Origin of the sequence: Kribbella sp. NPDC000426 (assembly GCF_040300265.1) — a bacterium.
Lineage (GTDB): Bacteria > Actinomycetota > Actinomycetes > Propionibacteriales > Kribbellaceae > Kribbella.
On the sequence record NZ_JBEPDK010000001.1, the window covers coordinates 1,418,932 to 1,443,328 of the forward strand.

Consider the following 24,397-nt stretch of genomic DNA (forward strand, 5'->3'; position numbering starts at 1 on the left):
ATCCTTAAGTCGAACAGGCGTGTACGGGTTAGAGCGCTACCGTAACTCGTACACTGGTGTTCGACAAGAGGAATTCGTACAGCGGTGTTCGAGATGAGGAGGCGGTCGATGGCGGTGACGACCCGGCGGGCGGACGCGCAGCGCAACATCGCGGCGATCCTGACCGCGGCGGCGGAGTGCCTGGCCCGCGATCCGGCCGCGAGTACGTCGGAGATCGCGAAGGCGGCCGGGGTCGGGCGGGTGACCTTGTACGGCCATTTCCCGTCGCGGGCCGAGCTGGTCGACGCGGTCTTCGTACAGGCGATCGCGGACGGCGAGGAGACACTCGGGCAGGTCGATCTGACCGGCGATCCGCGCGAGGCGCTGGGCCGGTTGATCGAGTCGAGCTGGCAGCTGGTCGACCAGTACCGCGCGCTGCTGCTCGCGGCTCAGGACGCGCTGCCGCCGGGACGGGTGCAAGAGCTGCACGCCGATCCGATGGCCCGCGTGGAGCGGTTGCTGGAACGCGGCCGCGCCGACGGCGTCTTCCGCACCGACCTGCCGACCTCGTGGCTGGTCAGTGTCATGCACAACGTCATGCACGGCGCCGCGGGCGAACTCCAGGCCGGCCGCATCACCACCGACGAGGCCGCGCCGTACATCACCGCGACCTTGCTGGGCGCGTTCGCTCCGGTCTGACTACTCCAGCCAGATGGTTTCGAAGGTCGGGTTGGCGTGGATGTGGACGGCCTCGTAGCCGCCCGGGCCGGTGCGGAACTTGTGCGGCGTGTCGGCCGGCACGACCAGGATCTGTCCGGCCCGGCCGACGATCTCCTCGGTGCCGACGGTGAACGTCGCCGTACCGCGGCGGATGATGAAGGTCTCGGCGTACGGATGCTTGTGCAGCCGCGGCCCGGCGCCTTCCTTCGTGGTCGACTCGAGAATCAACGAGACCCCAGCCCCACCCGGCAACTGGGTGTAGTTCTCGGTCCACTCCTCCCCGTCGTCCCGCCCGTCGGCCCGGTTGATCACCGCGGCCCCCGATTTCGCGATCTCCGTCATTCCACCCTCCTCGCTGGTCCTAGTCACCGTAACCTCGCACCAGGTCCTTTCAAATCCCTTTCACCCCTGTGCACGTTAGCCTCGGGCGCATGGAGCTGACCCGGACCTTCACGACGGAGCAGTACACGCGTGCCCTCGAATCCTGGGGCTTTCTCGACCTGGGCGGGAAGACGCCGGTGTTCACCTCGCCGTTCGGTGACGTGTTCTTCCAGGCAGCGGACGGGTTCTGGTGGCTGGACACGCTCGAGGGGACGTTGACGCGGCCATGGGCGACCGCGGACGACTTGCGCGCCGAGCTGAACACCGAGGACGGGCAGGACCAGTACCTGCTGGCCGGGTTGGCTTTCGGCGCGGAGAGTCGTGGCGTCGTACCGGGTCCCGACCAGGTGTACTCGTTCGCGCATCCGCCGCAGCTCGGCGGCGAGCTCGGGGTCGGCAACGTCGAGGTCCTGGACTTCGTGGTGTCGCTGCACATCCTCGGTCAGATCCACACCCAGACCCGCGACCTGCCGCCCGGTACGCCGATCTCGGGGTTCACCGTCAGCTGATTAAGGTGTGGCGCATGCCGTTGTATTCGTTCGAAGGTAAGCGTCCGACCGTGCATCCGGACGCGTGGATCGCGCCTACCGCGACGCTGGTCGGGGATGTGGTCGTGGAGGCCGGGGTCTCGATCTGGTACGGCGCGGTGATCCGCGCCGACCTGGGGACGATCACGATCCGCGCCGGGGCGAACATCCAGGACAACACGGTCATCCACGTCGGCCACAACGGCTGCGAGATCGGGCCGAACGCGACGGTCGGGCACCAGTGCCTGGTCCACGACTGCACGATCGGCGAGCAGGCGCTGGTCGGCAACGGTGCGATCGTGCTCGACGGCGCGGTCGTCGGCAAGCGCTCCTTGGTCGCCGCCGGCTCGACCGTCACACCGGGCGCCGTCATCCCGCCGGAGTCGGTCGCGATGGGCAGCCCGGCCAAGAAGATCGTCCCGCTCGACGGCACCGCGAAGCTCTTCGTCGACCACAACGCCGCCGTCTACCACGCCCTCGCCGAACGCCACGCCGCGACTGTCGAGGAGGTCGAATGATCGACGAATTCGCCAAGGCCTATCTGCACGACGAGCTCCGCTGGGTCCGGAACTCGCTGCTGTCCACGCTGGACGGGCTCTCGGAGTACGACGTACGCCGTCCACTCACCCGGACCGGGACCAACCTGCTCGGCCTGGTCAAACACCTCGCGCTGACCGAGGCCCGGTACTTCGGTGAGATCTTCGGCCGCCCGTACCCCGAGCCGATCCCGACCTTCGACGACCCCGGTTACGCGAACCACGACCACATGTGGGTCCGCGAACACGAGTCCCGCGCCGACGTCGTCGCGGCGTACCAACGCGCCTGCGAGTACGCCGACACCACCATCGACACCCTCCCGATCGACGCCCCCGGCTTCGTCTCCTGGTGGCCCCGGCCGAACGTCAAACTCCTCAACATCCTCGTCCACGTAGTAGCCGAAACCAACCGCCACACCGGCCACGCCGACATCCTCCGCGAACAACTAGGCGCCCCCACCGGCGCCCCCGAAGTCGACTGGGAGGCCCACCGCTCCCAAATAGAAGCAGCCGCCCGCGCCGCCGAGAACTGACGTACTGCGTCTGCCCCGCGTGCTACGCAGGCGCTTCCTTCGTCGCTCCGCTCCTCAGCGCACCTGCTACGCCCGACTACCCACCCACCCCCGGCTCATCGCCGGTGCATCCCTTCCGGCTACCGCCGGGAGTTGCGGCTACCGCCGGGAGTTGCGGGCTGCCGCCCGCGGATTGCTCGCTGGCGCTCGCGGCGAAAGCCAGGCCGCGTCACCCACAAGACCACTGTGGTCGAGGGGACCGCCAAATGTCGCCATGTTCTTCTCGTCTCCCGGTCTCCGTCTTCACCCTGGCCCCGACCGAGGCCTTTACCGGCTGCAGTTCATGCACAGCCTCACCGCGCCGAGGCACGCCACGGGTGGTCGAGCAGGGATTGCCAGGCGAGCTGCCAAGGAAAGAGGTGGATGTACCTGTCGCCGGTGCCAGGCTCGTGCTGTTTGTAGACGTCATCCCCCACAAGCACCGTCACTCCCCAACTCGACAGCCTCTCAATCGCCTGCTGAATCGCCGGGAACCTGGTCTGCGCGTAGTTCGAGAATGGCATGGCCACGACAGGCTGCTTCTTCCCTACCGCCTCAACCAGAAGCCCCAGCGGCAGCGTGTCAGAGATCCCTGCAGCCCACTTGGCGAGGCTGTTGCAGGTAATGGGGGCAACGATCATGGCGTCGGCCGGAGGCAAGACGTCGGGTGCCTCGGGGTCCTTGTACGAGGTGCGCACGACATGGCCGGTCTGTGCGGAGAGCGCGTCGGCGTCGATGAATCGCCGGCCCTCAGGCGAGGCGATCACGCACACTTCCCATCCATCAGCCTGAGCCAGCTCAACGAGCTTGCCGATGTCACGAGCCGCGGGCGATCCCGTCACCAGGGCATACAGGACCGGTCGTCGGGTGTCGGTCATGATGTCCGTACCTCTCCCTCAGATGCGAATACCGCACCAAGCCGCGAACCTTGCAAGTGAGGCGGTCGTACAACAACTCTGGAAAGCTGGTGACCGTTGAGTACGCGGCAGCGCACACGACAGAGCCAATCGGCAGCATCCACGTCTACCGCGTGGTTCGAGCCGGGATCATCGAGGACGTCAGCATTCCAGAGGTCGCAGCTAGTAATCCGTACCTGTGCAGCGCTAGCCATCCGTCCCAGGGCAGCGGTCTGTGTGGGGCGTGACTTGTAGCCGGCCGAGTCCTGATTGGCTACCGGTCTCGCCGCCGGACGGCAGTCGCCAGCTTGGCCCACCCGGGATCTGCACCTGTTGCTCACCCGGTTTGACGGTGACGTGGAAGGTCTCGATGTCTGGTTCGCCGGCCTGGCGCCAGCCCGCGAGAGCAGTCTCTACTTGATCCCAGAGCCGATGCGGCCCGCCTTGCTCGACGGTCCAGTTTGCCGCGGTGCCTGAAAGTGCTGCATACGATTCGTCCGGTTGCACCAGCAGGTGTTCCGGCAGATCGCCGCCAGGGCCAAAGTTGATGTGCTGTGCTTCTGGTACAGCGAGCTGGGCGACGAGCTGGGCGGGTCCGTAAGCTGTTAAAACCTCTGGCCCGAGTTCGGTCTCGCGCGAGCCCGAACCTTCGGAGAGGTTGGGAATGATGGCAGGCTCCGGGTTGTGCGCTCGGGCGGACATAAAACTGACGTACCCCGGCAGGAACTGCCCTTCGGCTGTCCGGTCGCCGGTCACGGTCAGCTTGACGAGCCCCGTGCCGCCAATCCATCCCGACAGCGTGACGAGGATGATCGTGCCCGGCTTGGACTGCTCAAGCCACGCGCTCGGCACATATCGGAAGGAGCACGTCGCGATGATCCGGTCGTATGGCGCTCGGTCTGGTGATCCCGCCTCGCCGTCGCCGACGACCAGGTGCGGACGGTAGCCGGCGCGGCCGAGAGCTCGCCCAGCTCGCGCTGCCACTTGAGGATCGACCTCGACTGACGTGATGTTGTCTTCTCCGAGCCGGTGACACCCAAGTGCGGTCGAGTACCCCGTGCCCGTGCCGATCTCCAGTACACGGTTGCCGTCGACGACCTCGAGGTCTTCCCACATCTGGACCACCAGACTCGGCATGGTCGACGATGACGTGGGATTGCCGTCCACCGCCTCGACTACGTCGGCCGCCGTTGTCTTGCCGTCTAGCTGGGTGACGTGCGAGATGTCCTCGTAGACCACTTCCAGCCAGCGATCATCTCCAGATCGCTCAGCTGAGATCGGGTCCCACAGCGTTGGCCCGTCGATCCGATCGATCTTGGCGAAGAACTCCGGGATGAACTCTTGCCGCGGCACGCTCTCGACAGCCGCTCGCCACTCTGCCGAGCGCACATGGCCGGCCCTGGCCAGGTCCTCGGCGAGTTGTTTGCGCAGCTCCGCCGCGTGCCAGGTGGGGTGGTCGGGGGTCACAAGTTTCCTTCCAGCACGTTCGCGAAGGCGGCTGTCATCGGGAGCCCAGTTGACGGTTCCATCCAGGCCCATTGCCCGTTTGGGTTGCACTCCAGAAAGTACGGCACGTCGTGGGAGTCGACAGTGAAGTCGAAGCAACCAAACTTGAGGCCAAATCGCTTCAGATAGTGCTGCATCTGCTCGACCAACTGGGCTGAGGGATCGACGGCTTCATAGGAGAGTGTGTCGTAGTCCGATCGCCAGTCCAGCCGTTCAACCGAGGACTCGATGCGGACGCAGAACACCTCGTCACCAACGACGGTGACTCGCAGGTCGGCGACCTTGCCGACTACCTCGGCTTGGAAGAGGTGAGCCGTGCCGGCGATCGAGTCGTCGAGTTCATCGGGCTCGACGCGTTGCGTCCAGATGGCCTGCGGTCGCCCGTCGCGCGTGATCGCCGTGACTCGAAGCGGTTTGTAGATGATCGGGGCATGTTTGTCGGCGAAGGCCCGTGCCGCGGCCAGGTTCGCTGTGATGAGCGTCGGCGGCACCGTGAAGCCGAGTTCGGCGGCCACGCTGAGCTGACTCGGCTTGTACTCGGCGGCCCAATTGCGGTGCGGGTGGTTGAAGTAGCGAGCGTTCGGCAGGGCAGACAGCACGCCGCCAAACCCTTCGCGTGCTTGAACCTTGGCGAACTCGGCTGCTTCCTCGTCCAGTCCTGGGAAGGTGCTCGGCGTCGGACGGCGCCAGTACACCGAGGTCACATCCGTGAGGTCGAATTGCCGGCTCGGGGTGATGAGCGGCCCGACCCATCGCCCCGATTCTGGGTCGAGTGAGGCAGACATGTTGACGTCGCGCGGGAAGTCGCCCGGGTTGACCCGGGCGACCTCGCAGCGTCCACGCCGATTCAATTCAGCGATGACGGCATCTGCCGTGACGTCGTCGGTCCCAGTGACGACAAGGACGACCGGCTGACGCGTGGGGGTAGGAGACATTAGTCGCGATCGCCGTCGTACCCGTTGTCGCTGTCGGGAGCCGGACCGCCGCCGCCGTCTTGGCCGGTGGCGGTGCGCGGGTTGGTGGTGGTTCCCGATCCGTGCTTGGGCGAGGCCATCATCGGGTCGACCACCCCGCCATCCAAATCCGTGAACCGGCCCAGCTGCGTTGCCGGGTCGACCTCAACCGTGGTGTAACCCAGCGGCGCCGTGTCCGCGAACTCGCTGGCTCGGCTGAGGCCCCACGGCCTGACTGCGCTTTCGCTCATCAACATCACTCCTCAATCGGGCTGTTCTCAGTATCGCTGCGCATCCACGCTGATGCGGAGCGTGATGGTGCATTGGCCCACACGCCGCTCCTCGCCGGTGTGGGCAAGGCGACGAGCGGCGGGACATCCCCAAGGCACGTCATGCGCCTCGGAGGTCTGGAACGGCTGGCGCAGGACGGACTCGCCTCACGCTCCGCGCCAGCCGGCTTGTGGGCGCCCGGTCGAGCCCTCCACAGGGGAGAGGAAGACTCGACCGGGGACCAGTCAAGGCAGGACCAACGGGTGCGCAGCGATCCACTGCACGCGAGAGGCTGAGGACGACGACTCCCCGCTGGACCTGCCGGATCATGAGATGGACCCCGCACCATGAAACGTGCTCCCGTGCCGCGCTCGAACTCTTGTTTCACACGCTGCGGGTGGCCAACCAGCGCGAGGTGTCGCCAATCGGGTATGACGACGGCAGTGGGTTCGTAGCGGTTCACGGAAGTCATCAAGGCGTCGAAAGCGGCGGGCGCCGTGTCACGACCTTCGACATACACCGAACCCATCGCAAAGCCCTCGACCTCGGCGAATTCGGTGAGTTCCTGTTTGAGCTGGTCGACCTGTGCGTCGGTCAGATAGAGATCCCGCCTGGCGTAGCCAGCGAGAAGCGGCCTCGTGTAGTCGGTCATCGCTCTTCTTCCATCCAGCGGCGGAAGGCTGCGACTAGCCGATCCCACGCTCGGGACCACCATCCGCGGCGGTGCTGGCCGTTCACGAGTCGGCAGCATCTTGATTCACCGCTGGAATGGCCGGCTCGATCGTCACTCGCAAGCTGTAGAAGCGGCGTGTCATGGCCGCCTGATAGCGAATCGCCTTCGCAGGCTCGGCGGTGTACTCCGCGATCACGTGCTCGCCGAACCAGACACGAACGCGCCGATCAGTGGGGCGCGGAAGCGGAGTGGCAGTCATCATTCGCCTCGCACGTCCCGCGCGATGTCGCGGACCATCAGGGCCGCGACGATGGCGGTACCGATGATCAAGATCCAGCTGTAGACGTTCATTCGGTCTGATCCCCCTGCGGGTCGCCGATCACGGACAGTGAAACTATGTCTCACCTTGCCGTCACGATTCGTGTCGTGGAAGATGCAGAGTGTCCGGGGAGTGTCCATGGACACATGGACGCCCAGAGAGGAATCGGCCAATGCGCGGGGAAACGTTCGGCGCCGGGTTGCGGTTCTGGCGTACCAAGCGTGAGTTATCTCTGCGTGGGTTGGCGAATCTCGCTCACTACAGCAAGTCGCAGATCTCCGACCTCGAACGCGGCGTACGCGCCCCTCGCCCAGATATGGCAGATCATCTGGATAGGGTGTTAGAGGCCGAAGGTGAGCTTCGTGCGCTGTCGGAGTTGCTAGCGCCTCCGAGCAACGAGCCGCCCTTATTGGATGCGCGCAGTTACACCGCTCTGGCGGTACAACTGCTGGCAGCCGAAGGAGACGCTGACATGCTGGATCGCCGCCAATTCCTGGGCCTAGGAAGTGCCACCTCACTTAGTGCGATTGCACCAGGTCTTGCGCTTGAAGCGACTCGCCATGGCTTGGCACTCAGTCTCGCCGAGGAGAGGGCTGATACCGCTGCGGATGAGTGGCGCGAGATCGTGTGGGAGTACGGCTACAGCTATATCAGTCTGCCCCCACAGGAACTCTTGCAGTCCCTGATGGTCGACATGCTCGGCCTACAAGTTGCGATCGAGCGCGGTAGTCGGTCGACGCCGATGAACGAGCTTCGCCAGTACGGCGCGACGCTCGCCTCCTTGATGGCCATGACCATCGCCAACGTGGGCGACGTCCGCCAGGCGCGCCGCTGGTGGCGCACTGCTCGCAATCTCGCCGAAGAGTCTGGCGATCCCAGCACGATCATGTGGATTCGCGGTCGTGAGGTTGTCCGCGGCCTGTATGAGGCTCGGCCGGCTGCGGCCATCCTGCAGATGATCGAGCAGGCGGAGTCGTTCGCGAACGGTTCCACCCCCACCGATCGTGCCGAACTGATGTCCGGCAAAGCCCAGACGTTCGCGTTGGCTGGCCGTCGCGCAGAAGCCGAAGCGGCGCTACATGAAGTGCGATCCATCTATGACAGTCTGCCGCCCGAGACAATCGACAACCGGGACTCGATCTACGGGTGGCCGGAGGATCGGCTTCGCTTCACCGAGAGCTACGTTTTCACCTACCTCGGAGATGCTCGCGAAGCGACCGCGGCCCAGGACCGGGCGATCAAGGCCTATCCCACGACCTACCGACGCGGCCCAGCGCAGATTGAACTGCAGCGTGCGCTCTGGATGGTCAACACCGGCGACGTTGCCGCAGGAGTGGAGCACGCATCGGCCGCACTTCAAAGCCTTCCCAGCAGGGATCAGATCCGGCCGATCGTTGCCCTGGCCAAGGAAGTGCTCGGTGCTGTACCAACGCTCCAAGCCTCGAAACCGGCCGTGGTCGAGTTCCGTGAGTGTCTTGAACTCAGCGCAGGTTGATTCGACTTCGAGAAGGGTTGTCAGTGCGGTATGAGCGGCCTCGACCAGCTAGCCATCGAGCGATACGACGCAAACTCCACAGTGAAACTGCGGGATGACATCTTGCCGGTGTACGCCGCATCGCACGATGATCAGATGCACGATCCGTGGTTCCACCCAGACCAGTTCTGGGAACGCCTGGTTGAGCTGTACCTACCCGGCCGCGATTTCGAGCTGGTCGCCGCGCGGATCGCCGGCACCGTCGTCAGCTACGCCTTCGGGAGTCCGCGAGACCAGCACGGGCCGATCTGGGACGACGTTCACTCGACCTACCCGGAGTGGGATCTTCCAACTGAGTCGGTCCCGATGTACATGTTCCGCGAATTCGCGACGCACCCGGAGCATCAGCGGAAGGGCGTCGGCCGTCGAGTGCACGACATGCTGCTAGAAGGGCGATCCGAGGCTGTCGCCGAGCTGCTGGTGCGTAAGGACAACGTGCCTGCACAAACGGCGTACCGCTCATGGGGTTGGGTGCAACTCGGTGAGAAGCAGCCCTTCCCCGATTCGCCGATCTTCGATCGGCTGGTCCTGAGGCTGACTGACAGGTAGACGGTCACGACAAGCACACGATGCTCACAATCTGCGACGAAGGCCTTGCACGCAGGGTGACCGCCTGCATAGTGTTCCGCTAGGGCGCGGCCGCGCTGCTGGGGGGAAGCCGCCTTGGGATCGATTGCGATTCAAGGTGGCGCCAACGGCTCGGTGATTACTCACGTCCCTGTAAGAATTTATGCGATAAATGGGGGCGTTGCATGATCGAGCGTATTGTGATCAAGGGTTATCGGCTCTTTGAGGAGCTAGATTTCCGCCCAAAGGCGGGGATGAATATTCTTGTTGGTGACAACGAGGCTGGAAAATCCACGCTGATGGAGGCAGTCGGCATGGCGCTGACGGGTCGCGTCAACGGTCGGCGTATCGGGGAGGAACTAAACCCGTTCTGGTTCAATCGGACAGTTGTTCACGAGTACTTCGACTCGCTCAAGACCGACACGCCAGGCGCGCCGCCGGAGATTCTCATCGAGCTGTACTTCGAGAAGAAAGCCGCCGACGTGCAGGCGCTCCGTGGCGTTCACAACTCGCTGCTTGAGGACTGTCCTGGAGTGCAGATCCACATCAAGCCGAGCGCGACATTCGACGTCGAGTTTCAAGAGTACATAGATAACGACGAGCGCCCCGATATCTTACCCGTGGAGTACTACGACGTGATCTGGCGTGACTTCGCCGATGGTCCGATGAAGCGTCGTCATCCTGGCCTGGGGGTGTCTGTCATCGATAGCCACACGATCCGGTCGACTTCGGGTGTTGACTACCACACCCGCGAGATGCTGGTCGGTTATGTCGAGCCAAAGGAGGCGGCGGCGATCGCGGTAGCACACCGAAACGCTCGCCACACGATCACCGAGGAAGCGCTTGGCGAGGCCAACAAGCGGATCGCCGCAGACTCGGCGCTATTTCATGACCGGCACCTTGGGCTCCAGGTAGACCAGTCATCGAACGCGTCATGGGAAGCCGGCATCGTGCCGCAAGTTGAGGAGATTCCCTTCGCGATGGCGGGCCAAGGTCAGCAGGCCGCCGTGAAGGTCGCGCTAGCCATGAACCGCACGGCCGACAAGACGACCTTCGTCCTCATTGAGGAACCTGAGAATCATCTGTCTCATACGAGCTTGACCCGACTGATCAGCCGCATAGAAAATCTCGCTGGCGATCGGCAGGTCTTCCTGACGACGCACAGCTCCTTCGTGCTGAACCGCCTCGGCCTGGACAAGCTTGTACTGCTCTATCGCGGCAAGTGTGCCGAGTTCTCCGAATTGCCGGCCGACACGGTGCGCTACTTCCAACGTCTATCCGGATATGACACCTTGCGCCTGGTGCTCGCCGACAACGTCGTTCTCGTTGAGGGGCCGTCCGACGAGATGCTCTTCGAGCGCGCGTTCTCCGACCGGCATGGCGCGGCACCCATGGAGATGGGCGTGGACGTGATCTCCATGCGAGGGGTCGCGCTGAAGCGTAGCCTTCAATTGTGCGCAGCCCTGAAGCGTAAGGTAGCGGTGCTGAGAGACAACGATGGCAAGCCGGCAGATCACTGGAATGACATGTACGCGGAGTTTCTTGAGGACGGCGTACGACAGTTGTTCATCGGCGACCCGGCACACGGAAAGACGCTGGAACCACAGATGATCGAGGTCAACGGCGAGCCCGAGATTCGCGCGATGCTCGGCTACGACGGCGCCCTCACCACCGAGGAATGGATGAGCTCGCACAAGACGGAAGGTGCTCTGCGCCTTGCTGAGACGGAGTCGGAGCTAACCTTCCCGGAGTACTTCATCGATGCAGTCAACTTCACTCATGAATAGAGTGACGCTGGCTGTTGCGGGCGCTCGCAAGACTCAGTCGATAGTTGACGCTTGCGCCGGCGCTCCCGCGGGGCGGCGAATCCTGACTCTGACCTACACCTTGACTGGTCAAGCCGAGCTTGAAGGTCGACTTCAGCGCGCCTGCACAGCCGGACAAGCCCCTGAGGTGCTTGGGTGGTACGCGTTCCTGATGCGGCACTGGATCCGGCCGTATCTGCCGTTGCTGTTCCCTGGCCACAAACTTCGAGGGCTCAACTTCGAGGGGGAGCCAGCCAGAGGCAGGTTCGCAACAGGCGCACCGCGGTATCTCGACAGCGACGACAACGCATACAAGTTGTACCTCTCGAAGCTCGCGCACGAGGTCTCGAAGATCAGCGGCGGTGCCGTCATCGACCGACTGTCCCGGCTGTACGACGAGATCTACATCGACGAGGTCCAAGATCTCACCGGATGTGATCTGCACATCGTCCAAGCACTGCTCGAATCGGATATTGATGTCTACATGGTTGGGGACATCCGCCAGTCGGTGTATGACACGAATGCGAGGGACCAGAACCTCAGGCAGTTCCGAGGCTTGAAGATGGTGGACTGGTTTGAGCAGCAGCGGGATGCGGGCCGACTCCATATCGATCATCTGAGTACGACGTGGCGGTCAAACCAGATCATCGCCACGTTCTCGGACACCATCATCGCCAAGTATGGCTTCGAGCCGACGGTATCGATGCACGAGTCTGAAGCTGACCACACTGGAGTGTTCGCCGTCCGGTTCGAGGACGTCGGCGCCTACGTCGCGGCATTCGACCCGATGTGCATTCGTGACACGGTCAAGACGGCAGCGGACGTTGATCTGCCCTTCATGAACTTCGGGAAGGTGAAGGGCCTGACGACCGACCACGTCATGATCTTTCCTCCGAGCACCGTCGCCAAGTTCATTGCTCAGGGAACAAGCTTGGCCGATGGAACGGCGTGCGGTCTGTACGTTGCCGTCACTCGTGCTCGGCACAGCGTGGCGTTCGTCCTCGCTGACGTCGAGGCGTCCGGCTTAGAAATCTGGAAGCCGTCTTAGCGCCACGCCGCGGAATTTGGCGTAGCGATCCCATGGGGGTTGGTCTGCTCGGGGCGGACTGTCGGGGTAGTTGCGGCTCGGCGGCCCGCCCACTGGGAGCCGTTGAATGGGGGGCATGTGAGTAAGAAGCAAAAGAAAGTGAAGTCATCCGTTGAGGAGCCCGAAAAGCGCAAACGATTCGGCTCGGTTTTTCTCGCAATCACGACGGTGATCAGCTTTATAGCTGGTGCGATTGTGGACCCAGTTCGTGATCGATACCTCCCTGCTCTGCTCGACAAGATCGACGAGAAATTGGGAGGCGACGTTCTGGTTGTTGCGAGGCAGTGGCCATATAACGACTGCTCTCCGGTACCTATGGCACCGGCCGGGAAGGCTGCGCCGCCAAGCACCTTCTCATACGGCAGCCCGGACACCTCCTCAATCCTAGACACTGGAGTTGGCTATCCGTATCGAGAAGGCAGCATCGAGTTGGTGCTTTCGAGTCGCACTAAAGACATAGTCGCGGTGACGGACATCAATGCGAATGTGCATCTTGCGAAACCGCAGAGACCAAGCTGGGCACTGACGGACGCCTCTGGTGGTTGCGGCGACATCCCGATCCGCATGTTTGAGTTGAATCTTGATAAATCTGTAAAGCCTGGCCCGCGTGACCTAAAGGATCTCGGCGTCCTGAATGACAGCGAAGGCAAGCCTGCACCCGAAGTGAAGAACAATCCACTTGGGAAGACGTTCACAGTCTCTCAGGAAGATCCGGCCGAGGTCACGATTGACGTATCTGCTTGTGATCAGTATTTCGAGTTTGACATCGCTATTACGTATTTGGTGAACGGCGCGAGCCATACAACACTCGTGCATCCTGACACGGGAGACTATAAGATTGTCGGTGGTGAAGCTGAGCAGTACTACATTTCGAGCTTGTCGGAAGCTGGGCCAGGACTTCCGCCTCCGTTGAGTAAGGCAGACCCGGATGACTTCAAAGCTTGTGGCTAGCACATAGAATCTTGCTCTCGCCTGGATGGCGGTGAACTATCAGCCCAGGCCCAGGAGGTTGCCAAGAAGTCCGAGGCCGATACCGACGCCTAGCAAAGCGATCGCAAGGTTCTGGCGACGACGGTTGATAGTTACAAGCGACTCGGTGACCCACATGCTTCTCAGCACCTGGTTGCCGGTGAAGCCGTACCGCGTATACAGGTTGTCGAGCCGGTATACGAGGTTCTGTTCCATGAGTTCAGCCTCTTGGTTGGTGCTCTCCTCGAACGAGTCCCAGCGGCGCCTGCTCTCGCGAACATCTAGGACGATGAGGCCGAGTCCGGCGACCTCGGCTGCGGCGGCGGTCACGAAGATGATCGCGAGTAGAACGGTCACTTGAATCTCTGTCTCCTGGGGCTTCGGAGTTGCTTAGACAATAGAGTCTTAAGTTTGGTTCCCTAGATCCGCTGGCGTCCCGCTAGACCAGCCGAGCGAAACTTGATCCCAGCCTCTCGTAGTGCCTGTGCCACCGTGCGATCATCGACTCCAAACCGTTGACCCAACTGCACCGTCAACTGCCCCTGCCCGTATAGGCGTGCGCACTCCGCGATCTCCTCAGTCGCCAACTTGTGCGGCCTTCGCATCTGCACGCCGACTCGCAGCAGTGCATTGCGGACGGTCTCAGGTAGCTGTCCCAGTTCGCGGCCAACCTGTGCCAGCGTCCATCCAGATTCATAAAGATCCTGAGCACGCACAACTCAGCCTCGGCCAGGCCGCGCTGCCCGCAGCGTCACACCCTGCGCCACCAACAAGTTCGTGACCGTCGTCCTGGGACGTGACCGAGGACAGCATCGATCTCTGGAAGGCGGTGGGATGGCCTGGTGTCGAGGAGTTCGGCGTTGAGGTCGGCGTGGACGCTGGGTGCGTTGTGCTGCGTGACCATTGATGGCGTTTCCCGTTGGCCTGATGACCGTTCGGGGGGCTAGTGGGGTGGGACGTTGTCGGGGCGGGGTGGCCGGCAGGGCGCGGCGGCTCGTGGCCAGTGCTTTCGACCGGGGGCTGTGTCATGGTGACGGTCGCGCGGGCTTTCGCTGCGAGCGCAGCGAGCAACCCGCGGGCGGCAGCCCGCCACTCCCGGCGATAGCCCGGAAGGTTCCGGCGGCAGCCGGAAGGGATGCACCGGCGATGAGCCGGGGGGTGGGTGGGTAGTCGGGCGTAGCGGGGGCGCTGAGGAGCGTAGCGACGAAGGAAGCTCCCGCGTAGCACGCGGGGGCAGACGCAGTACCCCTTCCTATTTCCTGCAGACGCAGTACTTCAGGATCTCCAGTGGTAGCGGCGTTCGGGGCGGCCGGTGGTGCCGTAGCGGAGGGTTACTTGGGCTTGGCCTTGGGTGCAGAGGAATTCGAGGTAGCGGCGGGCGCTGACGCGGGAGATGCCTACTTTTTCGGCGCATTCGGCGGCGGAGAGGTTTTCGGGGGTGGTGCGGAGGGCGGCGGTGACCAGGTCGGTCGTCTCCTGGCTGAGGCCCTTCGGCAGGCGGTTGACGGTTGGGCGGGCCGGCGCAAGAACCCGGTCCACGTCGGCCTGGGACGTGACCTGGTCGGGGACGCTGGCCCGGCGGCGCGCGTACTCCTGCAGGCGCGCCCGCAGATCCTCGAAACCGAAGGGTTTCAGCAGGTAGTTGACGACCCCCTGCCGTACTGCGCCCCGCACCGCGTCGGCCTCGCGGGCCGCGGTGATGACGAGGATGTCCACATCAGGCCGTACGGCGCGCAGGCGCGCGATCAGCTCGATGCCGAACACGTCGGGCAGATAGAGATCGAGCAGCACCAGATCAGGACGAAGCGACGACAGCGCCGCGACCGCCTGGTCGCCGGAGTTCGCCGTACCGACGACTTCGAAGCCGTCCACGCGGTCCACGAATCCGCGGTGGATGCGGGCGACCATGAAGTCGTCGTCGACGACGAGGACCGTGATCATCGGGCTCCCTCGGGCGTGCGCTGGGCGGACATCCGGGCGACGAACGCGGCGCCGCCGTCGGCGTTGTTGGTGACCGCGACCTCGCCGCCGCGACGGCGGCAGATCAGCCGGGTCATCGCGAGACCGATCCCGCGTTCGCCCTCGGCCGCGGCCTTGGTGGTGAAGCCGTGCGCGAACACCTCCTGCGCCAGCTCGGGCGCCACGCCCGGACCGGAGTCGCGGACCACGATCTCCACACTGGTCGCGTCCTGTCGCAGTTCGACCTCGACCCACGCGGGCGACAGCGGCGTACCGGACTGGGCCGCGGCGTCGATCGCGTTGTCGACGAGGTTGCCGACCACGGTCGCGACGTCGGCCGACAGCGCGGGGTCGAGCCGGAGCAGCGTGGTCCGTTCGGACACGCGGAGCTCGACGCGGCGTTCGGCCGCGAGCGAGGACTTCGCCATCAGCAGGGCGGCGACCGCGGTGTCGTGGACCCGCCGGGTCACGGTCAGGTCGAGCGATTCACGATAGCGGTTGAGCGCACCGACGTACGTGACAACCTCGTCGTACTCCCCGATCTGGATCAGGCCCGAGATCGTGTGCAGCTGGTTCGCGAACTCGTGCGTCTGCGCCCGCAGCAGCTCGGCGGACGAGCGGAAAGACCCCAGCTCGCGCTCCAGCTGCGCCAGCTCGGTCCGGTCGCGCAGCGTCGTCACCGACCCGAGCGACCGCCCGTCCTTGGTCACCTCCATCCGGTTCATCACCAGCACCCGCCCACGCCGTACGACGACCGCGTCGCGCGCCTCGTCGTCACCGGCGAGTACTTCGCGCAACCGGCCCTCGACGCCGAGATCGTCCAGACTGCGACCGACCGCGTTCGCGGGGAGGTCGAGCAGCCGGCGGCCGACGTCGTTCACCAGCGTGACTCGCAGATGGGGGTCCAAGGCAACGACTCCCTCTGCCAGCCCGTACAGCATCGCCTCCCGGTGCTCGGCAAGACCGGCGATCTCGCGCGGTTCGAGCCCGAGCGTCTGCCGCTTGATCCGGCGGGCCAGCAACCACGACCCGAGCAGCCCGAGCACGCAGGCGATCCCGAGATAGATCGCCAGGTACGACGATGCGCCGCGCAGGCGTTGCCAGATCGACGGCGCGCGCTCGCCGACCATCACGGTGCCGATCTGATCGCCGAGCGTCCCGTCCGGACGCCCGTTCGAATCCGTGCCCTGACTGAGCACGGGGACCTGTGAGACCAGCTCTTTCCCGTCTCCGAGCCGCAGCTCGCCGGACCACCCACGGCCTTGTGCCACCCACTCGTCGCCGAGGGGCAACGAGCTGCCGATCGTGGTCGGGTTGGTGGCCGCGATGATGCGGCCCTGCGCGTCGGCGACCGTGATCGAGGTGATGCCGGACTGCGTCCACGTTGTCTGGAGCAACGGTGCGAGGACCTCCGCCGGCGCGGGATGGCGGATGCCGAACCGCAGCGTCTGGCTCCCGGACAGCTGCTCGGCCAGCGCTGTCACCCGGCGCCCTTCGACCCGGTTGAACGTGGCGGCGGACTGGGCCAGCGAGACCGCGGCAACGGCAACGAGCACGACCACGACGATGGCCAGCTGCAGCACCAGCAGCTGCCCGGCCAAAGTCGGTCGTCTTCCGAGCCTGACGGCCATCGTCACCTCCTGTAGGTCCTGCCGCATGATCGCCGTTGCGGTGCCGCAGTTCCACACTTCACCCAGATTCCGCCTGTGACCACAATGAACTCAACCACCGATGCGGCCACAACGCAGACGCCGTACCCGCCGGAGGTCCACGATCGTCGCCACCTGATCCCCATCGAAAAGGACACCGCCATGAGGCCGATGCTCTGGGTCACGACAGCAGTGCTCGCGCTGGTCGGCGCGACCGCCTGCGGCGCGACCGCCGACAAATCCGACTCGAACGCCGACAGCGGCAAGCCCGCCACCGGGCTGCGGCTGATGGTGCCGAACGCGGCCGGCGGCGGGTACGACACCACCGCCCGGGTCGCCGCGAAGGTGATGGAGGACGCCAAGATCGCGACCGGTGTCCAGGTGTTCAACCTGCCCGGCGCCGGCGGCACGGTCGGCCTGCAGCGGGTCGTGAACGAGAAGGGCAACGGCAAGCTCGCCATGCAGATGGGGCTCGGCGTGGTCGGCGCGACGTACACCTCGAAGTCGAAGGCGACGCTCACCCAGACCACCCCGATCGCGAAGATGATCGAGGAGGCCGGCGCGATCGTCGTACCGAAGAACTCGCCGTACAAGACGATCGGCGACCTGGTCACGGCCTGGAAGGCGAACCCGAAGGGGATGGCGGTCGGCGGCGGCTCGTCGCCGGGCGGACCGGACCACCTGTTGCCGATGCAGCTCGCGCAAGCGGTCGGTATCGAGCCGAAGGACGTCAACTTCGTCTCCTACGACGGCGGCGGCGAACTGCTGCCCGCGCTGCTCGGGAGCAAGATCGCCTTCGGGGCCAGCGGATTCGGCGAGTTCCTCGACCAGGTCCAGAGCGGTCAGGTGCGGGTACTCGCGGTGACGAGTGAGCAGCCGATCGAGGCGCTGAAGGACGTGCCGACGCTGAAGGGGTCCGGTATCGATCTGGTGTTCACGAACTGGCGCGGCATCGTCGCGCCGCCGGGGATCAGCGACGCGGACAAGAAGGTCTGGATCGACGCGCTGACCAAGATGCACGACTCCGCGGAGTGGAAGTCCGAGCTCGAGAAGCACGGCTGGACCGACGCGTTCGTGACCGGCGACGAGTTCGGCAAGTTCCTCACCGACCAGGACAAGGCGGTCGCCGACATCCTCACGAAGCTGGGACTGGCAGCATGACGGAGGCCGCGACCAGGCGGCCGGATCGTGCGCAGTACGGAGTGTGCGGATTCCTGGCGGTGGTCGGCGTCCTGGTGATCGTCGACGCTGCCCGGCTCCGGCACATTGCCAATAGCAACGATCCGATCGGCCCGAAGCCGGTGCCGATCGTGCTCGGCGTGCTGCTGCTCGTCGTCGCCGCCCTGTACGCCGTGGACGTGGCTCGCGGCGGGACCGGTGAGGCCGAGGAGGGCGAGGACGTCGACGTGACGTCCGCCGTCGACTGGCGCACCGTGCTCACGCTGATCGCCGCGTTCGTGGTCAACCTGGCGCTGATCGAGCCGCTGGGCTGGGTGATCAGCGGGACCCTGCTGTTCTGGGGATCCGCGTTCGCGCTCGGCAGCCGGCATCACATCCGCAACCTGTTCATCGCCGTCGCGCTGGCGCTGATCACGTTCTACGCGTTCGCGATCGGGCTGGGCGTCAACCTGCCGGCCGGCGTACTGCAAGGGATCTTGTGATGGACCTCCTGCAGGGATTCGCAGATGTCCTGACACCGATCAATCTGCTGCTCGCGCTGCTCGGCGTCACCGTCGGTACGGCGGTCGGCGTGCTGCCCGGCATCGGGCCGGCGATGACGGTCGCGCTGCTGCTGCCGATCACCTACGGTCTCGAGCCGGTGCAGGCGTTCATCATGTTCGCCGGCATCTTCTACGGCGGCATGTACGGCGGCTCGACCACGTCGATCCTGTTGAACACGCCGGGCGAGTCGTCATCGGTGGTGACGGCGATCGAGGGCAACAAGATGGCCCGCGCCGGCCGGGCCGCGCAGGCGTTGGCGACCGCTGCGATCGGGTCGTTCGTGGCCGGCACGATCGGGACGCTGCTGCTCGTGCTGGTCGCGCCGCAGGTGGTGAAGTTCGCGATCAGTCTGGGTGCGCCGGACTACCTGGCGATCATGTTGCTCGCGTTCGCCGGTGCGACCTCGGTGCTCGGATCGTCGCGGATCCGCGGGTTCGCGGCGCTGCTGCTCGGGCTGGTGATCGGGCTGGTCGGGATCGACAAGGTCACCGGCCAGCAGCGGCTGACGTTCGGCGTACCGCAGCTTGCCGACGGCATCGATGTCGTGGTGGTTGCCGTTGGCATCTTCGCGGTCGGCGAGGCGTTGTGGGTCGCGGCCCATCTGCGGCGGAACCCGGGCACGGTGATTCCGGTCGGCCGGCCGTGGATGGGCAAGTCGGACTGGCGTCGTTCGTGGAAGCCGTGGCTGCGCGGTACGGCGTACGGGTTCCCGATCGGTGCGTTGCCGGCCGGCGGTGCGGAGATCCCGACGTTCCTGTCGTACGCGACCGAGAAGAAGCTGTCCAAGCATCCGGAGGAGTTCGGGCACGGCGCGATCGAGGGCGTCGCCGGGCCGGAAGCCGCGAACAACGCGTCGGCCGCCGGGACGCTCGTACCGATGCTCGCGCTCGGCCTGCCGACGAATGCGACCGCGGCGGTGATGCTGGCCGCGTTCACGTCGTACGGCATCCAGCCCGGGCCGCTGCTGTTCCAGCGCGAACCGCGGCTGGTCTGGGCGCTGATCGCCAGCCTGTTCATCGGCAACCTGATGCTGCTGCTTCTCAACCTGCCGCTGGCGCCGGCCTGGGCGAAGCTGCTGCAGATCCCGCGGCCATACTTGTACGCCGGGATCATCTTCTTCGCCTCGATGGGTGCGTACGCCGTGAACGCGCAGCCGCTGGACCTGCTGCTGCTTCTGCTGCTCGGGCTGCTCGGTTTCGGGATGCGCCGGTTCGGTCTGCCGGTGCTGCCGCTGATCATCGGCGTGATCCTCGGTCCGATCGCCGAACGGCAGGCGCGGATGGCCCTGCAGTTGTCGAACGGCGATGTGTCCGGGCTGGTCGGCGGACCGGTCGCGTACGTCATCTACGCGGCGATCCTGCTGATGATCGCCTGGCCGCTGATCGTCAAACTCCGCCGGAAAATCATGACGAAAGATGTCGTATATTCCGGCGGACAGTAGGGGCATGACAGTTGTTGTTGTGCAGCGCGCCTGGCTGGGTGTGGTCTCCGCGGACCACACCCAGCGAGCGGTCGAGGGCGGTTTCATCCAGCTCAACCACGGCAAGCGGTACGGCGTCGCGCGGCTGCGCGCTGGCGACGGGTTCGTGATCTACTCACCGACCGAGCGGTACGGCGAGAAGCAGCCGCTCCGCGCGTTCACTGCACTGGGCGTGGTCGCCGACGCCGCGCCGTACCAGGCGGAAGCGATGAACATGGGCTCCCACGGCATCGTGCAGCCCTGGCGCCGGCGGATCGAGTTCCTGCCCGTACGCCGAGCGGATCTCAGATCTGTCGAGCTGGAGCTGACCCGGCAGCCGAACTGGGGCTACCAGCTCAGGCGGGGCCTGGTCCCGCTCGAGCCGGAGGATTTCGAGGCACTGCGGTCGGCCATGTCAATTTCGTGAGCTCGCGTTCGACGTAGGTGTATGAACACGACCTTCCGGCAACTGCTGATCAACACGTTGGTGGCGAACGTGACGACCACGTTCCTGAGCTTCGGGTTCGCGTTCTGGGTGTACCTGGTGACGCACTCGGTGCTCGCGGCGTCGGTCGTCTCCGGCGTCTCGATGCTGATCGGCGCGGCCAGCGGCACGATCTTCGGTGCGGTGGTCGACTCGCACCGCAAGAAGACGGCGATGGCGATGTCGAGCTCGATCACCGGCGTCGCGTTCACACTCGCCGGTGGCCTGTACGTCGTCGCCGGCCAGCGGCTGAGCGACTGGCACGGGCCGTGGTTCTGGGCGTTCACCCTGCTGGTCCTGGTCGGGAGCACCGCCGGTCAGCTGCGGAGCATCGCGCTGTCGACCGCGGTGACGCTGCTCGTGCCGGCTGACCGCCGCGACAAGGCCAACGGGCTCGTCGGGACCGTGAATGGCGTGGCCCACCTGGTCACCAGCGTCCTCAGCGGGCTGTCGGTCGGCTTCGTCGGCATGGGCGGAACGGTCGCGATCGCGGTCGTCTTCACCGCCGTCGTACTCATCCATCTGTTGCTCGCGATCCACATCGACGAGCCGCGGCCGGCGCACCACCGGCACGCCCGCATCGATATCCGGGGCGCGTGGCGGACGATGCGCGGCGTACCCGGGCTTCTTCCGCTGGTTCTGTTCAGCACCTTCAACAACCTGATCATGGGCGTCTTCATGGCGCTGATGGACCCGTACGGCCTGAACCTGTTCTCGGTGCAGTCGTGGGGTCTGGTGCTCGGCGTCACCAGCATCGGCTTCATCGCCGGCGGTGCGCTGGTCGCGCGGTTCGGGCTCGGGCGGTCGCCGCTGCGGGTCCTGCTGGTCGCGAATGTCGCGATCGCGATCGTCGGCATGGGCACGGCGGTCCGCGAGTGGCAGTCGCTGCTGGTCATCGGGATGTTCGGGTTCATGCTGCTGGTCCCGATCGGGGAGGCGGCCGAGCAGACGATCCTGCAGCGGCTGGTCCCGTTCGAGCAGCAGGGGCGGATCTTCGGGTTCGCGCAGAGCATCGAAACCGCCTCCACGCCCGTCGCCGCGTTCGCGGTCGGTCCGGCGGCGCAGTTCCTGCTGATCCCGTACATGGACTCGGCATCCGGCCGTACGACGTTCGGGTGGTTGCTCGGGGACGGACAGGCGCGTGGGATCGCGCTCGCCTTCGTGGCCGCGAGTCTGCTGATGCTGATCGTCGTACTGCTGGCGTTCCTGAGCGCGGCGTACCGGCGGTTGAACCTCAGCTACGAGGCTGAGCTGGTGCCTGCGTAGTCAGCGGGATGAAGACCTGATCGACGATCTCGGTCAGGACTTCCGTGGAGACCGCGGTCGCGCCGTTGAGGGCGTACTCGTTGCGGAGCAGGTCGACAGCGACGGTGGCCACGCGCGGAGTCAGCGCCTGCTGGCCGACCTCGCCGCGGCTCGCGGCGCGGGCCAGGACAGTCAGCCAGTGCGAGACGCCGGCGCGGGCGACCTGGTCGCGGAGTTCGCGCATTCGCTCGGGGTCGGACTGGATGTCGGCGAGGAGCTGGCGCAGGATGCGACCGACCGGGGCCGACAGGCGGTCGTTGGCACGGGTGAGCAGCGCGAGGGCATCACCGCGGAGCGAGCCGGTGTCGGGAGTCGAGTCGGCCCCACTCGGGAGCATGTGACGGTACGCCGCGATGCACAGCGCCGCGCGACTCGCCCAGCGCCGGTAGATCACGTTCTTCGCGGTGCCGGCACGGGCCGCGACACCGTCCATCGTCAGCTCGCGGTACCCGACCTCGGTCAGCTCCTCGACCGCCGCCTGCAGGATCGCCTCCTCCAGCGCAGCACCCCGTCGCCTCGTCGTCACGACACTCAGGGTATCTCATGACATTCGGCCTAACTTCGCTGAATGAGGCGCTCTTAAGCTACTAGCAGTATCTTAAGAGAAGGGTTCACATCATGCGTAAGGTCCTCGCCGGTCTGCTCTGGGACATCGGTCTGCCGCTCGTCGTCTACTACGCCGGCCGCATCCTCGGGTACGACGTACTCCCGGCCCTCGCGGCCGCCGCTGGCGCCGCGCTGGTGCGGGTCGCCTGCATTGCCGTCGTACGGCGTCGTTTGAACGGGCTCGCCGCGTTCGTCGGCGGGACGTTCGCCCTGCTGCTCGTCGTCTCGCTGCTCACCGGGGATCCGCGGATCCTGCTCGCGAAGGAGTCGGTGCTGTCCGGCGCGGCCGGGCTGTTGCTGCTGGGTTCCTGTCTGTTGGGCCGGCCGCTCGTCTACACCATCGCCCGAAAAGCCAACGCCGCCAAGCCGCAACTCCTCGCCGAGTGGGACGACCGCTGGCACACCCAACCGACGTTCCGCCAACACTTCACCACGCTGACCACAGTCTTCGGCGGCGTACTCCTCGCAGACGCGATCATCCGCCTGATCCTCGTCTACACCCTCCCCGTCAACACCATGGCCAACCTCTCCCCCGCCATGCACGTCGCCGCCCTGGCCCTCCTCATCACCTGGTCCCTCTGGTACCGCAACCACCGCCACCGCAGGATGGCCGCACTGAAGCGCTAGGTTCGGTTTTATGGCGGCCGTGGGTGATGAGGTTTCGGTGGGGGTTGCTCGGCGGGTTGCTCTGAGGGCGCAGGGGTTTGGGGGTGGGCGGCCCAAGCGGGGGGATGTGCGGGCGGTGCGGAAGGCCATTGGGGCGGCCGGAGTACTGCAGCTGGATTCGGTGAATGTGCTTACTCGATCGCATTATCTGCCGGTGTTTGCGCGGGCGGGGAAGTATCCGCGGGCGACGTTGGACGAGCTGGCGTGGGGTGCGCAGCGGGAGCTGTTCGAGTACTTCTGGGGGCACAAGGCCGCGCTCATCCCGCTGACGGCGTACCCGTTGATGCGGTGGCGGATGCGGGCGGCGGAGCGGCAGGTGTGGGATGAGGAGCTCAGCCCGGACCTGACCGCGCCCTGGTCGGTCGTCCAGGGGATGCGGCGGCTGACGGCGGAGCGACCCGGGTACGTCGACCAGGTCCTCCGCATGATCACCGAGAACGGCCCGTTGACCGCGGGCGAGGCGAGCCCGGACGGCGTACGGCGCAAGCGCACCGACCCGGATCCCGACCCGGGCACCGGGCGGATGTGGAACTGGCAGGACGCGAAGATCGCGATCGAGTACCTGTTCTGCGCGGGCAAGGTGACGATCGCGGGCCGCCGGCACTTCGAGCGGATCTACGACCTGACCGAGCGCGTCCTGCCCGCCGACATACTGAACGCCCCCGAGCCGACCGCGGACGAGGCGCGGCGCGAACTGATCCGGATCGCGGCGCGCGGCCTGGGCGTCGGGACTCTCAAGGAACTCTGCGGAGGCAGCGGTCAGGCGCACTTCCCGTTGCCTGCAGCAACAGGTCGCGCCGTGATCGGCGAGTTGGTCGAATCAGGCGAACTGATCCCGGTCCGCGTCGAAGGGGTCAAGCCGCAGAGCTACCGGTGGCACGAGGCCGAGGACGGCCCCATCAACACCCAAGCGCTCCTCTCCCCGTTCGACCCGCTGATCTGGAACCGCGACCGCACCCACCACCTGTTCGACTTCTTCTACCGGATCAGCATCTACACCCCGGCCCCACAACGCATCCACGGGTACTACGTACTCCCGTTCCTGCTGGGCGATCGCCTCGTCGCCCGAGTCGACCTGAAGTCCGACCGCAAGACGTCAACGCTCGTCGTGCCGACCCTCACCCCCGAGCCCGACACCGAAGACCCCGCCGGCCCGCTCGTGACCGAACTCCGCCTGATGGCGTCCTGGTTAGGCCTCGAGAACATCCAGGTCACCGCGACCAGCCCCCTCGGCCGCGCCGTCGCCCGAGCAGCCGCCGACCAAGCAGACTGAG

General features: G+C 65.5%; 26 protein-coding genes. 16 read left to right on the forward strand and 10 right to left on the reverse strand.

The window, feature by feature from the left end:
* The first annotated feature begins 108 nt into the window (after window positions 1–108).
* Complete coding sequence (locus tag ABT313_RS06870; RefSeq protein WP_350849481.1) at window positions 109–678, forward strand: TetR/AcrR family transcriptional regulator; 570 nt, start codon at window positions 109–111, stop codon at window positions 676–678.
* On the opposite strand, the gene ABT313_RS06875 is transcribed toward ABT313_RS06870, so the two are convergent.
* On the reverse strand, window positions 679–1,041 hold the full coding sequence (locus tag ABT313_RS06875; protein ID WP_350849483.1) for a cupin domain-containing protein: 363 nt from the start codon (window positions 1,039–1,041) through the stop codon (window positions 679–681).
* 89 nt (window positions 1,042–1,130) lie between these two features.
* Between ABT313_RS06875 and ABT313_RS06880 the strand changes: the two genes are divergently transcribed.
* Genes ABT313_RS06880 through ABT313_RS06890 form a run of 3 tightly spaced genes read left to right on the forward strand, consistent with a single transcriptional unit; the run spans window position 1,131 to window position 2,676 of the window.
* A complete protein-coding gene (locus ABT313_RS06880) occupies window positions 1,131–1,589 on the forward strand; it encodes a T6SS immunity protein Tdi1 domain-containing protein (protein WP_350849485.1) in 459 nt (152 codons plus the stop codon).
* A gap of 14 nt (window positions 1,590–1,603) precedes the next feature.
* The gene (locus ABT313_RS06885; RefSeq protein ID WP_350849487.1) at window positions 1,604–2,125 is read left to right on the forward strand and encodes a gamma carbonic anhydrase family protein; all 522 of its coding nucleotides are present in this window, start codon (window positions 1,604–1,606) and stop codon (window positions 2,123–2,125) included.
* A complete protein-coding gene (locus ABT313_RS06890) occupies window positions 2,122–2,676 on the forward strand; it encodes a DinB family protein (protein ID WP_350849489.1) in 555 nt (184 codons plus the stop codon). Before ABT313_RS06885 ends, ABT313_RS06890 begins: the two co-directional genes overlap by 4 nt.
* 332 nt (window positions 2,677–3,008) lie before the next feature.
* Here ABT313_RS06890 and ABT313_RS06895 read toward each other — a convergent pair whose 3' ends face one another.
* The 5 genes from ABT313_RS06895 to ABT313_RS06915 all read right to left on the reverse strand — a co-directional run bounded on the left by ABT313_RS06895 (window position 3,009) and on the right by ABT313_RS06915 (window position 7,251).
* Window positions 3,009–3,572: a flavoprotein gene (locus ABT313_RS06895; RefSeq protein WP_350849491.1), complete on the reverse strand. Its 564-nt coding sequence runs from the start codon at window positions 3,570–3,572 to the stop codon at window positions 3,009–3,011.
* Window positions 3,573–3,797: 225 nt separating this feature from the next.
* Window positions 3,798–5,057 (reverse strand): ATP-grasp peptide maturase system methyltransferase, encoded by a 1,260-nt coding sequence (tgmC, locus tag ABT313_RS06900; RefSeq protein WP_350849493.1) that lies wholly within the window; start codon window positions 5,055–5,057, stop codon window positions 3,798–3,800.
* The gene (gene tgmB / locus ABT313_RS06905; protein ID WP_350849495.1) at window positions 5,054–6,031 is read right to left on the reverse strand and encodes an ATP-grasp ribosomal peptide maturase; all 978 of its coding nucleotides are present in this window, start codon (window positions 6,029–6,031) and stop codon (window positions 5,054–5,056) included. Before tgmB ends, tgmC begins: the two co-directional genes overlap by 4 nt.
* Entirely contained in the window at window positions 6,031–6,300 is a 270-nt protein-coding gene (gene tgmA, locus ABT313_RS06910; RefSeq protein ID WP_350849497.1) for a putative ATP-grasp-modified RiPP, read from the reverse strand. Before tgmA ends, tgmB begins: the two co-directional genes overlap by 1 nt.
* Window positions 6,301–7,053: 753 nt before the next feature.
* Window positions 7,054–7,251: a hypothetical protein gene (locus ABT313_RS06915; protein ID WP_350849499.1), complete on the reverse strand. Its 198-nt coding sequence runs from the start codon at window positions 7,249–7,251 to the stop codon at window positions 7,054–7,056.
* Window positions 7,252–7,483: 232 nt separating this feature from the next.
* On the opposite strand from ABT313_RS06915, the gene ABT313_RS06920 reads away from it, so the two are divergent.
* From ABT313_RS06920 to ABT313_RS06940, 5 genes are all read left to right on the forward strand, one after another.
* Window positions 7,484–8,806 carry a helix-turn-helix domain-containing protein gene (locus tag ABT313_RS06920; protein ID WP_350849500.1) on the forward strand — a complete coding sequence of 441 codons (1,323 nt, stop codon included), beginning with the start codon at window positions 7,484–7,486 and terminating at the stop codon, window positions 8,804–8,806.
* A 135-nt stretch (window positions 8,807–8,941) separates the two neighbouring features.
* Window positions 8,942–9,394: a GNAT family N-acetyltransferase gene (locus ABT313_RS06925; protein WP_350849502.1), complete on the forward strand. Its 453-nt coding sequence runs from the start codon at window positions 8,942–8,944 to the stop codon at window positions 9,392–9,394.
* Between the two features lie 203 nt (window positions 9,395–9,597).
* Window positions 9,598–11,199, forward strand: a complete 1,602-nt coding sequence (locus tag ABT313_RS06930; protein WP_350849504.1) for an ATP-dependent nuclease — start codon at window positions 9,598–9,600, stop codon at window positions 11,197–11,199.
* Window positions 11,192–12,265: a UvrD-helicase domain-containing protein gene (locus tag ABT313_RS06935; RefSeq protein WP_350849506.1), complete on the forward strand. Its 1,074-nt coding sequence runs from the start codon at window positions 11,192–11,194 to the stop codon at window positions 12,263–12,265. Before ABT313_RS06930 ends, ABT313_RS06935 begins: the two co-directional genes overlap by 8 nt.
* 117 nt (window positions 12,266–12,382) lie before the next feature.
* Window positions 12,383–13,255 (forward strand): hypothetical protein, encoded by an 873-nt coding sequence (locus ABT313_RS06940; RefSeq protein WP_350849508.1) that lies wholly within the window; start codon window positions 12,383–12,385, stop codon window positions 13,253–13,255.
* A gap of 39 nt (window positions 13,256–13,294) precedes the next feature.
* Here ABT313_RS06940 and ABT313_RS06945 read toward each other — a convergent pair whose 3' ends face one another.
* The 3 genes from ABT313_RS06945 to ABT313_RS06955 all read right to left on the reverse strand — a co-directional run bounded on the left by ABT313_RS06945 (window position 13,295) and on the right by ABT313_RS06955 (window position 16,863).
* Entirely contained in the window at window positions 13,295–13,630 is a 336-nt protein-coding gene (locus ABT313_RS06945) for a hypothetical protein (RefSeq protein ID WP_350849510.1), read from the reverse strand.
* Between the two features lie 918 nt (window positions 13,631–14,548).
* A complete protein-coding gene (locus ABT313_RS06950; RefSeq protein ID WP_350849512.1) occupies window positions 14,549–15,214 on the reverse strand; it encodes a response regulator in 666 nt (221 codons plus the stop codon).
* Window positions 15,211–16,863 (reverse strand): sensor histidine kinase, encoded by a 1,653-nt coding sequence (locus ABT313_RS06955; protein WP_350849514.1) that lies wholly within the window; start codon window positions 16,861–16,863, stop codon window positions 15,211–15,213. The genes ABT313_RS06950 and ABT313_RS06955 overlap by 4 nt, the downstream gene beginning before the upstream one ends.
* Before the next feature lie 180 nt (window positions 16,864–17,043).
* On the opposite strand from ABT313_RS06955, the gene ABT313_RS06960 reads away from it, so the two are divergent.
* From ABT313_RS06960 to ABT313_RS06980, 5 genes are read left to right on the forward strand one after another with little or no spacing between them, the layout of a single operon-like run.
* Window positions 17,044–18,042: a Bug family tripartite tricarboxylate transporter substrate binding protein gene (locus ABT313_RS06960; RefSeq protein WP_350849516.1), complete on the forward strand. Its 999-nt coding sequence runs from the start codon at window positions 17,044–17,046 to the stop codon at window positions 18,040–18,042.
* Entirely contained in the window at window positions 18,039–18,542 is a 504-nt protein-coding gene (locus ABT313_RS06965; RefSeq protein ID WP_350849518.1) for a tripartite tricarboxylate transporter TctB family protein, read from the forward strand. The genes ABT313_RS06960 and ABT313_RS06965 overlap by 4 nt, the downstream gene beginning before the upstream one ends.
* On the forward strand, window positions 18,542–20,044 hold the full coding sequence (locus ABT313_RS06970) for a tripartite tricarboxylate transporter permease (RefSeq protein WP_350849520.1): 1,503 nt from the start codon (window positions 18,542–18,544) through the stop codon (window positions 20,042–20,044). Before ABT313_RS06965 ends, ABT313_RS06970 begins: the two co-directional genes overlap by 1 nt.
* Window positions 20,045–20,048: 4 nt before the next feature.
* Window positions 20,049–20,489, forward strand: a complete 441-nt coding sequence (locus tag ABT313_RS06975; protein WP_350849522.1) for an EVE domain-containing protein — start codon at window positions 20,049–20,051, stop codon at window positions 20,487–20,489.
* A gap of 21 nt (window positions 20,490–20,510) precedes the next feature.
* On the forward strand, window positions 20,511–21,812 hold the full coding sequence (locus ABT313_RS06980; protein WP_350849524.1) for an MFS transporter: 1,302 nt from the start codon (window positions 20,511–20,513) through the stop codon (window positions 21,810–21,812).
* On the opposite strand, the gene ABT313_RS06985 is transcribed toward ABT313_RS06980, so the two are convergent.
* Window positions 21,781–22,377: a TetR/AcrR family transcriptional regulator gene (locus ABT313_RS06985; protein ID WP_350849527.1), complete on the reverse strand. Its 597-nt coding sequence runs from the start codon at window positions 22,375–22,377 to the stop codon at window positions 21,781–21,783. The genes ABT313_RS06980 and ABT313_RS06985 overlap by 32 nt on opposite strands.
* A 92-nt stretch (window positions 22,378–22,469) precedes the next feature.
* On the opposite strand from ABT313_RS06985, the gene ABT313_RS06990 reads away from it, so the two are divergent.
* Both ABT313_RS06990 and ABT313_RS06995 read left to right on the forward strand, forming a co-directional pair.
* Window positions 22,470–23,084 (forward strand): VC0807 family protein, encoded by a 615-nt coding sequence (locus ABT313_RS06990; RefSeq protein ID WP_350849529.1) that lies wholly within the window; start codon window positions 22,470–22,472, stop codon window positions 23,082–23,084.
* Window positions 23,085–23,199: 115 nt separating this feature from the next.
* Window positions 23,200–24,396: a winged helix-turn-helix domain-containing protein gene (locus tag ABT313_RS06995; protein WP_350849531.1), complete on the forward strand. Its 1,197-nt coding sequence runs from the start codon at window positions 23,200–23,202 to the stop codon at window positions 24,394–24,396.
* Window position 24,397: the final 1 nt, after the last annotated feature.

What these genes read in the sequence shown, in the direction of transcription:
- ABT313_RS06930 (WP_350849504.1), top strand. Translation starts at nt 9,598, where the DNA reads ATGATCGAGCGTATTGTGATCAAGGGTTATCGGCTCTTTGAGGAGCTA.
- ABT313_RS06875 (WP_350849483.1), bottom strand. Translation starts at nt 1,041, where the DNA reads ATGACGGAGATCGCGAAATCGGGGGCCGCGGTGATCAACCGGGCCGAC.
- ABT313_RS06880 (WP_350849485.1), top strand. Translation starts at nt 1,131, where the DNA reads ATGGAGCTGACCCGGACCTTCACGACGGAGCAGTACACGCGTGCCCTC.
- ABT313_RS06870 (WP_350849481.1), top strand. Translation starts at nt 109, where the DNA reads ATGGCGGTGACGACCCGGCGGGCGGACGCGCAGCGCAACATCGCGGCG.
- ABT313_RS06970 (WP_350849520.1), top strand. Translation starts at nt 18,542, where the DNA reads ATGGACCTCCTGCAGGGATTCGCAGATGTCCTGACACCGATCAATCTG.
- ABT313_RS06965 (WP_350849518.1), top strand. Translation starts at nt 18,039, where the DNA reads ATGACGGAGGCCGCGACCAGGCGGCCGGATCGTGCGCAGTACGGAGTG.
- ABT313_RS06935 (WP_350849506.1), top strand. Translation starts at nt 11,192, where the DNA reads ATGAATAGAGTGACGCTGGCTGTTGCGGGCGCTCGCAAGACTCAGTCG.
- ABT313_RS06950 (WP_350849512.1), bottom strand. Translation starts at nt 15,214, where the DNA reads ATGATCACGGTCCTCGTCGTCGACGACGACTTCATGGTCGCCCGCATC.
- ABT313_RS06975 (WP_350849522.1), top strand. Translation starts at nt 20,049, where the DNA reads ATGACAGTTGTTGTTGTGCAGCGCGCCTGGCTGGGTGTGGTCTCCGCG.
- ABT313_RS06925 (WP_350849502.1), top strand. Translation starts at nt 8,942, where the DNA reads ATGCACGATCCGTGGTTCCACCCAGACCAGTTCTGGGAACGCCTGGTT.
- ABT313_RS06920 (WP_350849500.1), top strand. Translation starts at nt 7,484, where the DNA reads ATGCGCGGGGAAACGTTCGGCGCCGGGTTGCGGTTCTGGCGTACCAAG.
- ABT313_RS06960 (WP_350849516.1), top strand. Translation starts at nt 17,044, where the DNA reads ATGAGGCCGATGCTCTGGGTCACGACAGCAGTGCTCGCGCTGGTCGGC.
- ABT313_RS06895 (WP_350849491.1), bottom strand. Translation starts at nt 3,572, where the DNA reads ATGACCGACACCCGACGACCGGTCCTGTATGCCCTGGTGACGGGATCG.
- ABT313_RS06885 (WP_350849487.1), top strand. Translation starts at nt 1,604, where the DNA reads ATGCCGTTGTATTCGTTCGAAGGTAAGCGTCCGACCGTGCATCCGGAC.
- tgmA (WP_350849497.1), bottom strand. Translation starts at nt 6,300, where the DNA reads ATGAGCGAAAGCGCAGTCAGGCCGTGGGGCCTCAGCCGAGCCAGCGAG.
- ABT313_RS06890 (WP_350849489.1), top strand. Translation starts at nt 2,122, where the DNA reads ATGATCGACGAATTCGCCAAGGCCTATCTGCACGACGAGCTCCGCTGG.
- ABT313_RS06990 (WP_350849529.1), top strand. Translation starts at nt 22,470, where the DNA reads ATGCGTAAGGTCCTCGCCGGTCTGCTCTGGGACATCGGTCTGCCGCTC.
- ABT313_RS06915 (WP_350849499.1), bottom strand. Translation starts at nt 7,251, where the DNA reads ATGACTGCCACTCCGCTTCCGCGCCCCACTGATCGGCGCGTTCGTGTC.
- ABT313_RS06980 (WP_350849524.1), top strand. Translation starts at nt 20,511, where the DNA reads ATGAACACGACCTTCCGGCAACTGCTGATCAACACGTTGGTGGCGAAC.
- ABT313_RS06955 (WP_350849514.1), bottom strand. Translation starts at nt 16,863, where the DNA reads ATGGCCGTCAGGCTCGGAAGACGACCGACTTTGGCCGGGCAGCTGCTG.
- tgmB (WP_350849495.1), bottom strand. Translation starts at nt 6,031, where the DNA reads ATGTCTCCTACCCCCACGCGTCAGCCGGTCGTCCTTGTCGTCACTGGG.